Genomic DNA, 9,239 nt, shown 5'->3' with positions numbered 1-9,239 from the left:
CTTGGCGGCGGCCTTCTTCGGCGCAGCAGCTTTCTTGGGTGCAGCGGCCGGAGCAGCCTCGGCGGCGGCTTCGACAGCCGGGGCCGCGTCGACAGCCTTGGCGGCGGCGGCCTTCTCGGCCTTGCTCTGCCAGGGCAGGTTCAGCGTCGCGAAGTCCAGGCCGCGGGCGCGGGCGTCAAGCTCGGCCTTGGTGGTCATGTCCACCACGCCGTCCCACTTGGTCTCGGTCCCGTTGGCGGTGATGCCGACCACGCGCAGCACGCTCTCGTGCTGGCGATGGCCACGGGTGCGGCGATAGCCCTGACGGCGGATCTTCTTGAAGATCTTCACCTTCTCGCCCTTGCGGGTCTCGACCAGGGTCGCGGCCACGGAGGCGCCGTCCACCAGGGGAGCGCCGACCGTCACGGCCTCGCCGTCGCCCAGCATCAGCACATCGCCAAACGCCACGGCCGCGCCGGGTTCGCCTTCGAGCTTTTCAACCACCAGCAGGTCGCCGGGGCTGACCCGGTACTGCTTGCCGCCGGTCTTGATCACCGCGTACATCGTTCGCGCCTTCGGTACTAAAGTGTGTGTTTGCAATAGAAAACGCGCCCGAGAGATGGCTCACGGGCGAGAGGTGGGCGGTTATACAGCCGGATTGGTGTGAGTCAACGGCGAGGGTGGGAGCAAGGGGCAATTCCGGCGGCGCGCTATGCGCTCGACACCCGTTCCTGAACCTGTCCTTAAGCCGCCGCATTCATTGTGGCTATTCTTGACACGCCGAAGCCGTCCCCATCAGAGTGAGGGACCGATTGGAACGCCAATGCCGACCTCATACTTTGTAGCTGCGACATGGGACGCCGAGGCTGGCGTCTGGGTCTCCGAGAGCAATATTCCAGGCCTCCATGTTGAGGCCGAGTCCCTCGGTGAGTTTGAAGAACTGGCCATGGCGCTGGCCCCTGAAATGTTAGCCGAGAACGTCGGCATTCACGACGCCCGCATCCTGATCGACTTCCGCGCCCAGGGCGCCCGAGAAGTGGCGGTCGCCTGAGCCTAGAATTTGGCGTCGATACCCAGGTCCTTCAGGACGCTGTTGGCCGTGTGGCGGCTTTTTGTGCGGGGCACGATGACGACGCGGCCGGTGATCGGACTCCACCACTTTTCATGACTGCCCTTGCCACCGGGCCGCTGCTCGCAGCCATGCGCCCGCATGAGTTTAAGGAGGTCGGGGTAATAGGTGGGCATAGACGGGTGAGATGGCCTAGCTTGTTGTGATCCCAGGTGGCAGTCCGATGCTTTGTGAGGCATGGACCGGGCTTCACCAGTCTATACACCAGCGATATCAATGGGTGATCAACGGCTGACCGGGAAAATTGCCGCTCAATTTCAAAGGTCGCTCCAGGGATTGATCACCATGAGACCCGCCGCCGCAAACGCGCTGGTGTCCCGGGAAGCCACCTCGAAGCTGTGGGCGGCGGCGATGGCGGCGATATAGCCATCCGGGGTCGGAAAGCCCTTGCCGGCGGCGCGCGCCCTGACCGCCAGATCGCCATAGCAGCGGGCAGCGTCGGCATCGAATGACAGGATCCTGCCCGCGAAAAGCGCCAACACCTCATGTAACGCGGCGGCCAGGCTATCCTTGCGTCTGCCTTTCGGAAGCGTGCCGATGTCGAAGATCAGCTCCGCGACGGTGATGCTGGAAAGATAAAGCGTCTCGGCCGCCTGGGCGTCGAGCCAGTCGCGGACAGCCGGGTCCGGCCCGGGCTTCATCGCCTCGGAGACCACATTGGTGTCGAGCAGGATCATCCGAAGGTCAGGGGCTCGGCAGGAGTTGTGTCCCGGGCCTGATCGAGGGCGTCCACATCGGCGTTGGTGAGGCCTGCCTTGCGGCTGATATCGGCCAGCGCGCTGCCGAGCCGCAGTCGATCCGCCGGCCGAACGGCGGTCTCAAGGATGGCGCGGATTTCGGCTTCCGTGCTGCGATTGTGGGTCGCCGCCCGGACCTTCAGGGCGCGGTGAGTTTCGTCGGAGAGGTTGCGGATGGTGACGGCGGGCATGATGGCGGTTTTGTCTTTTCGATATCAATTGGAAAGATGAGAAAAGGAATCCACTCCGGCGTGACGATCGTTGGGCTAAGGCTATCAAGTCGACGGGATTCTCGCCCTCAAGAAAACCGCGCCTGATACGTGTGCGTCGACAGCCGCACAGCCTCGCCCAGCGGCGGGGTGAGTTCGAACATCCGGGGGTCGCGGGCAAAGGCGTAGAGGCGCATCAGTTTGAAGGCGTCGGTGCGCTCCTCAGACAGGGCGTGTTCATTGCGGGTGAGGAAGAATGGTGTGGTCTGGTTGCCGCGGGTGGTTTTCACTTCCACCAGACGCTCGCCCCCGTCGCGGTCGAAAGACAGGATGTCATAGCCGGCGCCGTCGCCGTCTTCCTCGGCCACCCAGCGGACTTTGCGGGCGAGGTCGGGGCGATTTTCGTCCAGCAGGCGCTGGCGCTCGAAGTGGAAGACCATCTCTTCACCGGCCTTGCCCAGTTGGCGGTTGCGGAAGTCGCGAGCGCCGGCATCGAACTTGGCGACGAAGCGTTCGAGGATGGCGGGGCGTTCGCGGGGCGGCTGCAGTGGGGGCGCAGGCTCGAGAAACGGCATGGCTGGTTCGGCCAGTTGACCGGAGACGCTCGGAACCCAGAGCGGTGACTGGGTGGTGAGACGGCGCTCAATCGCGTCGAGGATGGCGGCCTGATAGTTGGCCATAGGACGATAGCCGCGAATGATCGGCTCGCCGATCTCCGCCAGCACGGCGGAGATGTTCATGTGCTTGAACTCGATGGATTTTGAGGACCGGTTGATCTGTTGGCCGAGACGGGCCCGATGGTGCGCCTTAACGTAGGGCTGTCCGGCCTCTTCGAGGGCCAGCATGGCAAAGTAGTCAGCAACGATGAGATCGAGCTCGGCGTCACTTCAGTCCGGCCGATTTGAGTCGATTTCGGCCACGTGCGCCTCCAAGAATGAGGATGGCGGGTCCGGCGATGGCGTCAAGGGGTCGGGGTCGCGGACTGCCCCCTCCCTTGCCGCTCACTCTATTCCCCCATCAGCGCCGAAACGGCCCGAATAAATCTCCCTCGCCGCCAGCCGCGTCATCGCACCGCTTGACGACGCCGGGCGGGCGTGGCGGGTACAGGCGCGGGGCTGGACCCCGAGGCTGTGAGTGCAGAGATGGCGACCTTGATCCTGAGCGTGATCGGCAGCGACCGGCCGGGCCTGACCCAGGCGCTGGCGGATGCGGTGCTGTCGGCGGGCGGCAACTGGCTGGAGAGCCATTTGAGCCGGCTGGGCGGCCTTTATGTGGGCTCGGTGCGGGTCGAACTGACGCCGGAGCACGTCGAGGCCCTGCGGGCGGCGGTGACGTCGGTGGACGTCCAGGGACTGGACGTGCGGATCGCGCCGGCGCTGGAGGACACGGGCGAGGCGGGCGAGGTGGTGTCGTTCAGCCTGGTCGGTCAGGACCGGCCGGGGATCGTGCGCCAGGTGACCGGCGCCCTGACCGTGCTGGACGTCAACATCGACGCCTTCGAGACCCGCATCAGCGCCGAGCCCTATTCCGGAGCGCCGCTGTTCCACCTGGAGGCGCGGTTGCGGCTGCCCGCCGGCGTGACGGCGCAGGACGTCCAGATCGCGCTGGAGGCCATCTCGGGCGAGATCATGGTGGATATCTCCCTGATGACGGCAGAGGCGCACTGAAGACCGGGTGGCGGGGCTCACGCGGGCCCGTTGCCGCCGCCGCCGAACCCTCCCATCCTGCCGGTCATGCTGAAGGCGCTCAGGCTGCTCCTGCCGGCGCTGGTTCCGTCGTGGAAGTTCTTCGACGTGATCGCGCCCTCGCCCCGGATCGAGTTTGCGCTCGGCCCGGCGCCCGAGGCGGCGCCTGGCGTTTGGCAGGAATTTCGGCCCCGGCCCGCACGCCTCCCGCCGCTGGCGATGCTGGGGCGGCTATTCTGGAACCCGCGCTGGAACGAGACCCTGTTCCTGGTGAGCTGCGCCGAGCGGCTGGTCGACCAGCCCACCGCCCACAGTGAGGACGAGATCTTCCGCCGCATCGCCGCCGAGCTGGCCCGCGCGCCGGATGCGGCCGGGCTGGCGCCCTGGCTGTGGTTTCGCCTGGTCTTCATCCGGCGCGAGGGCGGGGACCTGGTGCGCGAGACCCTGTTCACCGCCCCGCCCCGCCGCCGCGCGGACCTCGTCGCCCCATGACCCTGGAAGCCGCGGTCCGCCTGACCGAGATCCTGCTGGCGCTGGCGCTGATCCAGCAGGGTCTGGAGCACCTGGCCGGCGACCGGCGCGAGCGGTGGCTGTTTGCGGCGCGGACCCTGCTGTGCGGGCTGGTGATCTCAGGCTTGGCGGGGCCCTGGCCGCTGGTGGGCCTGGGGGGCCTGTCGCTGCTGATCCTGACGCGGTTTCAGGGGCCCTATAACGGCGGCAGCGACCGCATGGGGCTGCTGGCGCTCTGGTGCCTGATCGCCGCCCAGCTGTTGCCCACCCAGCCCGCGCGGGAGGTGGCCTTCGGCTATCTGGGCCTGCAGCTGACCCTGTCCTACGCCGTCGCCGGCGGGGTGAAGCTGATCAACCCCGACTGGCGCTCGGGCCGGGCGCTGGCCGACGTGTTCCGGTTTTCCGCCTATCCGGTCAGCGAGGCCCTGCGCGGGTGGGCCGACCGGCCGCGCGTGATGCGGGCCATGTCCTGGGCGGTGATCGGGCTGGAACTGGCCTTCCCGCTCAGCCTGGCTACCCAGCCGACACTGATCGCGGCCCTGGCGCTGGCCGGCCTCTTCCACCTGGCCAACGCCTGCCTGTTCGGCCTCAACCGCTTCTTCTGGACCTGGCTGGCGGTCTATCCGGCGATCGTGTGGCTGCAGGATCGGGTGGTGTGAGGGGGCCGGCGCCGAACCCGTTTCATGTCTTCTGCAAACACCCCTAATGCATTCGTGATCACGGGGAGCCGATATGGAATCGCTCGAAGTCATTGCCCGACCCCATTTCAACAAGGCCGATCTGGCCTGGCTAACCGACATCCGCTCGCGCCGCGCCGGCAGCCGGGGCTCGCCCTATTTCACCCTGGTCTTCGCGAACCTGAGCATTGCGCCCGCCGCCTTCGTGAAGACGATCCAGGCCTACACCAAGGGCTTTCATCCCATCCGCTTCCGCCTGAGGTCAGCCCTGGTGGTGCCGGAGCCCGCCATCGGCCGCTTCCATGTCTTCCTGATCCCGGATGAAGGCTTCGGCGCGATCCTGAAGCTGCACGACGCCCTGCATATGGGGAAACTGAGACCGGCCCTGCGCCAGGACAGCCCCTATCTGCCCCATATAACCGTGGCCACCACCCCGGACTATACCACCGCCCGCGAACTGGCCTTCGCCCTCAACCAGGGCGACCTCGACATCCACGGCCACTTTGAAGCGCTGGAGGTTGAATCCCGCGTCGGCCAGGACATCCGGCTGGTGGCCGAGATACCGCTGTCAAAGGCCGGCTGGTTCGGGTGAGGACGAGCAGGGGCGAGGAGGCGCTTGACCCGACAGAACTTAACATGAACATTGATTTCATGGGCCAGATCAAAAGCCTCGGCCGGAACCTCATCCTCCACCGCGCCCGCACGATGCGCCGCCAGGACACCCCCGCCGAAACGCACCTCTGGAGTGCACTCCGCGCCGGCCGCCTCGGAGGTATGACCTGGAAACGCCAGGTCCCTCTCGGCCACTACATCCTCGACTTTCTCTGTCGCGACGCCCGCCTGGTGGTCGAGGTCGACGGCGACCAGCACGCCGACCGGATCGCCTACGACACCCACCGCACGGCTTACATCGAACGGTGCGGCCTGCGCGTCCTGCGCTTCTGGAACTCTGACGTCCTCACCAACCGCGACGGCATTTGTCTGACCATCCTCGACGCGCGCGACACCCGCCGCCTCTCCCCCGGCGCACAGCGCCGAGAGGGAGAGGATTGAGGAGAGGGCCGGCTGGGCGACTCTGGCGTGATGTCGAGGGCCTGAAAGCTGGACCGCCGCTGATCCTCGCACTCCCAGCGGTGGATCACGTTCTCACGAGCCGGCCCTCTCCTTAATCCTCTCCCTCTCTTCCCCCGCTTTCGCGGGGTCGGGGGCGAGGAGGTGGGGTCGCGGGCTTCGTGGACAAAGGCGCGTCGGCGCAGGCCAGGCCATGGATCTCATTGCAACCCGTGTGCCTGACGCTCACCCTGTCCGCGAAAGGGTGGCCCGACGATGCGCTCACGATACCTGACACGGTTCACTGCGGTATTGGCGTCGGTGCTCGTCGCCGGATGCGCGGGATCTGCCGTGCGCGCGCTCGCCACCCCGCCGCCGCTCCCGCCCTCAGAGGAGGTCGAGGCTTACGTCTCGCAGAACTGGTCCGACTACGCCTGGCGCTTCGCCAATTTTGCCAGACAACCCGGGGTCAGGTTTCAACTCATCTCGGTTCGCGCCGTCACCTGCGTCTACCACTACGCTACGATACCCGGCTGTTCTTTTGATGTGGTCGCGCGCCCAGCGACCGGCCCTGAGATCACCCAAAGGCTGTCGAGCCAGTTCGACCGTGACGCCGGCGGCGCCCTCACAGAAGTGATCGTGATGCTCCACGAGCGCCGGCGCCGCTAGAGCAGCGCCTTGGTGGAAGGGAGACGGATCTGCCGTCAAGGGCCCATCATCCGTCCCGCACAGCCCGACATCCCGCCCCCAACAGGGGTTGAGTGAAGTGTCACTGGAAAGCACCCATCCTGACCGCCCCCGCCACCCGCCCCCTCCTCTCCCCCGGCGCACAGCGCCGAGAGGGAGAGGATTGAGGAGAGGGCCGGCTGGGCGACTCTGATGGGACGCCAAGGACCCACCAGCATCACCGCCCCAAATCCTCGCACCCCCGCCGGCGGATCACCCCTTCACGAGCTGGCCCTCTCCTCGATCCGCTCCCTCTCTGCCCCCGCATTCGCGGGGTCGGGGGCGAGGAGGTAATGCGGCAAACGCCCCCTCAAAAAGCGCGCATCGGCGCAGGCCCGGCCATGGATCTCATGGCAGCCAGTTTGCCTGACGCCCAGGCCAACTCAAGGTTCGCCCTCCGGGCGACCGCCCCGCGGCGGCGCTGCGCGCCGACCTTGACTTGGCCTGGACGTCAGGCTCGCATCATCCGTGAGATTTGGTGCGGGGAGGCATCTGACGATGCGCTCGCGACGGCGCGACTAACTCCCCCGCGAAGCGGCGGAAGGGGGGGTGGAGGGCGCAGGCTTCAGGTGCGATGGGCTTGGAATGCTTTCGCGTCCCCACTTTCTGTTACCGAAGTCCGGTCGAAAGCGCGCCATCGATAGCCGCGATGAATGCTGATGCATCTGAGAAATAGTTTGTATACGCTAGTCGAATTGCGTCTTGCTGACTAGATCCGACCAATACGACATCGGCAACATCCTGCAATTCGCGCTCGAGCTGGGAGTATTTACTGGCTGCACTCGCATTGTCGTAGAATCCCTCGGCCTCAAAGGTCCCTTCTCTAGGCCCTGAGGTGTAGTTAATTAGGATAAACAATTTTGCCCGCCTGGCAAAAGTTTGAAAATCTGATGAGGTCAACCTTCGAAGGCGCGAAACCGCATGAATTCTGTCTTCCAAGTCGACGAATTCTTGCTCGAGATCACCCTGAGAAATTAGAGGAAGAGGTCCCGTCACCCCCTCATGTTTTCGGGAAATAAGCTCGCTTGCCAATAGAAAGAGCCGACTAATGTCTCGATGCGCGTCGCTGAATTTTAGTCTCGTTGAGTTTACAATATCGCTGATTTCTACGGCGGTCGCCCATGCATGTTGTATTTGCGTCCTGTATTGAACCTCGATACGCAATCCGTTCCATTTTTGGCCGCCAGCTGATCGAACGTTATATACATAAACGTCGTGAATACCTCTGTATCCAGAAGCTTTAGGGCCTCTTATATAGTCATACTTGTCTTTCGTTCCAACCAGCCTGTGACCGGCACTGCTTGACAGTACACCATCGCGAAATTCGTCAAGGGCCGCAATGTTGTCAAATATGAGCCTACATCCCGCGATGTCATGCATCCGGGACAGCGACATCCCCGGTTCTCGGCTAAGTTTATCTACAATCGTCGGCCTACGCTTGAGTCTTTGAGCAATTTTTACACTGTCAGCATCCGCAACTCTCGTGCGTCTTGCTCTGAGCGATGACTGAAATGTGTTGATGACGTATAGATGTGCCGCACGCCAATTTTCAAGTTTGGTGAGATCATCTAGCGTGGGATTGCCAGATCGAATCCTGTCGCCAGACCGGTCGAGTTCGCCTCGGGTGTAGTCGCCCGGCTCTACGAATGGCATAAGAAGTCACTCACTCCACCCCCCCTACTCCCCCGCCACAACCTCGCCGCCAACCCGCTTCGCCCGCGCCGCATCAAACGCCGCCCACACACCGGCATCCCCGTGCCACTGACCCCGGGTCGCGGCCTTGGAATACTCTGTGCTCCGCGCCTCGAAGAAGTTGGCGTGCTCAACGCCGCTCAGCATGCTCTGCAGCCAGGGCAGCGGGTTTTCCTTCGCGCCGTAGACCTCCGGCAGGTCCAGCTGGCGCAGGCGCCAGTCGGCGATGAAGCGGATGTATTTCTTGATGTCGTCGGGGGTCATGCCCTGGATCTCGCCGGCCTCGAAGGCCAGGTCGATGAACTTGTCCTCCAGGTTCACCACCGTCTTGCAGCAGTCGACAATGTCGTCGGCGACGCTCTTCGTCACCGCGCCGGTCTCGGCGTTGAAGGCGTGGTAGAGCTTGACGATCCCCTCGCAGTGCAGGCTCTCGTCGCGGACCGACCAGGAGACGATCTGGCCCATACCCTTCATCTTGTTGTGGCGCGGGAAGTTCATCAGCATCGCAAAACTGGCGAACAGCTGCAGCCCCTCGGTGAAGCCGCCGAACATGGCCAGGGTGCGGGCGATGTCGGCGTGGGTGTCGACGCCGAACTGCTGCATGTAGTCGTGCTTGTCGCGCATGGCCTGGAAGTCGAGGAAGGCCGTGAACTCGGCGTCGGGCATGCCGATGGTCTCGAGCAGCAGGGCATAGGCCGCGATGTGGATCGTCTCCATGTTGGAGAACGAGGCCAGCATCATCTTCACCTCGGTGGGTTTGAAGACGCGGGCGTAGCGTTCCATGTAGTTGTCGTTCACCTCGACGTCGGACTGGGTGAAGAAGCGGAAGATCTGGGTGAGCAGGT

General features: G+C 64.5%; 14 protein-coding genes. 7 read left to right on the top strand and 7 right to left on the bottom strand.

Annotated features, from left to right (window positions below; genetic code table 11):
• On the bottom strand, positions 1-543 hold a 543-nt coding region (gene rplU, locus ACIQ42_RS11380; protein WP_397422299.1), incomplete at its 3' end, for a 50S ribosomal protein L21.
• A 259-nt stretch (positions 544-802) separates the two neighbouring features.
• Between rplU and ACIQ42_RS11375 the strand changes: the two genes are divergently transcribed.
• Positions 803-1,030: a DUF1902 domain-containing protein gene (locus tag ACIQ42_RS11375; RefSeq protein WP_397403431.1), complete on the top strand. Its 228-nt coding sequence runs from the start codon at positions 803-805 to the stop codon at positions 1,028-1,030.
• A gap of 2 nt (positions 1,031-1,032) precedes the next feature.
• Here ACIQ42_RS11375 and ACIQ42_RS11370 read toward each other — a convergent pair whose 3' ends face one another.
• The 4 genes from ACIQ42_RS11370 to ACIQ42_RS11355 form a co-directional block, all read right to left on the bottom strand.
• Positions 1,033-1,224, bottom strand: coding sequence for a type II toxin-antitoxin system HicA family toxin (locus ACIQ42_RS11370; protein ID WP_397403429.1), 192 nt, complete (start codon positions 1,222-1,224; stop codon positions 1,033-1,035).
• Between the two features lie 141 nt (positions 1,225-1,365).
• A complete protein-coding gene (locus ACIQ42_RS11365) occupies positions 1,366-1,785 on the bottom strand; it encodes a type II toxin-antitoxin system VapC family toxin (protein ID WP_397422298.1) in 420 nt (139 codons plus the stop codon).
• Positions 1,782-2,036, bottom strand: a complete 255-nt coding sequence (locus tag ACIQ42_RS11360) for a FitA-like ribbon-helix-helix domain-containing protein (protein WP_397422297.1) — start codon at positions 2,034-2,036, stop codon at positions 1,782-1,784. The genes ACIQ42_RS11365 and ACIQ42_RS11360 overlap by 4 nt, the downstream gene beginning before the upstream one ends.
• Positions 2,037-2,143: 107 nt before the next feature.
• Entirely contained in the window at positions 2,144-2,899 is a 756-nt protein-coding gene (locus ACIQ42_RS11355) for a DUF3883 domain-containing protein (RefSeq protein WP_397422296.1), read from the bottom strand.
• 297 nt (positions 2,900-3,196) lie between these two features.
• Here ACIQ42_RS11355 and ACIQ42_RS11350 point away from each other — a divergent pair, with 297 nt between their 5' ends.
• From ACIQ42_RS11350 to ACIQ42_RS11325, 6 genes are all read left to right on the top strand, one after another.
• Positions 3,197-3,721, top strand: a complete 525-nt coding sequence (locus tag ACIQ42_RS11350; protein WP_397422295.1) for a glycine cleavage system protein R — start codon at positions 3,197-3,199, stop codon at positions 3,719-3,721.
• Positions 3,722-3,751: 30 nt separating this feature from the next.
• Positions 3,752-4,231 (top strand): hypothetical protein, encoded by a 480-nt coding sequence (locus tag ACIQ42_RS11345; RefSeq protein ID WP_397422294.1) that lies wholly within the window; start codon positions 3,752-3,754, stop codon positions 4,229-4,231.
• The gene (locus ACIQ42_RS11340; RefSeq protein ID WP_397422293.1) at positions 4,228-4,908 is read left to right on the top strand and encodes an HTTM domain-containing protein; all 681 of its coding nucleotides are present in this window, start codon (positions 4,228-4,230) and stop codon (positions 4,906-4,908) included. Before ACIQ42_RS11345 ends, ACIQ42_RS11340 begins: the two co-directional genes overlap by 4 nt.
• Before the next feature lie 73 nt (positions 4,909-4,981).
• Complete coding sequence (locus ACIQ42_RS11335; RefSeq protein WP_397402235.1) at positions 4,982-5,518, top strand: 2'-5' RNA ligase family protein; 537 nt, start codon at positions 4,982-4,984, stop codon at positions 5,516-5,518.
• A 44-nt stretch (positions 5,519-5,562) separates the two neighbouring features.
• Entirely contained in the window at positions 5,563-5,979 is a 417-nt protein-coding gene (locus tag ACIQ42_RS11330; protein WP_397422292.1) for an endonuclease domain-containing protein, read from the top strand.
• Positions 5,980-6,327: 348 nt separating this feature from the next.
• A complete protein-coding gene (locus tag ACIQ42_RS11325; protein WP_397422291.1) occupies positions 6,328-6,645 on the top strand; it encodes a hypothetical protein in 318 nt (105 codons plus the stop codon).
• A 666-nt stretch (positions 6,646-7,311) separates the two neighbouring features.
• Here the strand turns inward: ACIQ42_RS11325 and ACIQ42_RS11320 are convergent.
• Complete coding sequence (locus tag ACIQ42_RS11320; protein WP_397422290.1) at positions 7,312-8,355, bottom strand: RelA/SpoT domain-containing protein; 1,044 nt, start codon at positions 8,353-8,355, stop codon at positions 7,312-7,314.
• Positions 8,356-8,379: 24 nt separating this feature from the next.
• A partial coding sequence (locus tag ACIQ42_RS11315; RefSeq protein WP_397422289.1) for a ribonucleotide-diphosphate reductase subunit beta occupies positions 8,380-9,239 on the bottom strand: 860 nt, incomplete at its 5' end.

This window comes from Phenylobacterium sp. (genome assembly GCF_044372605.1).
Classification (GTDB): Bacteria; Pseudomonadota; Alphaproteobacteria; order Caulobacterales; family Caulobacteraceae; genus Phenylobacterium.
Note: the sequence above shows the minus strand (reverse complement) of the source record. Positions and strands in the feature narration are given on the sequence as shown.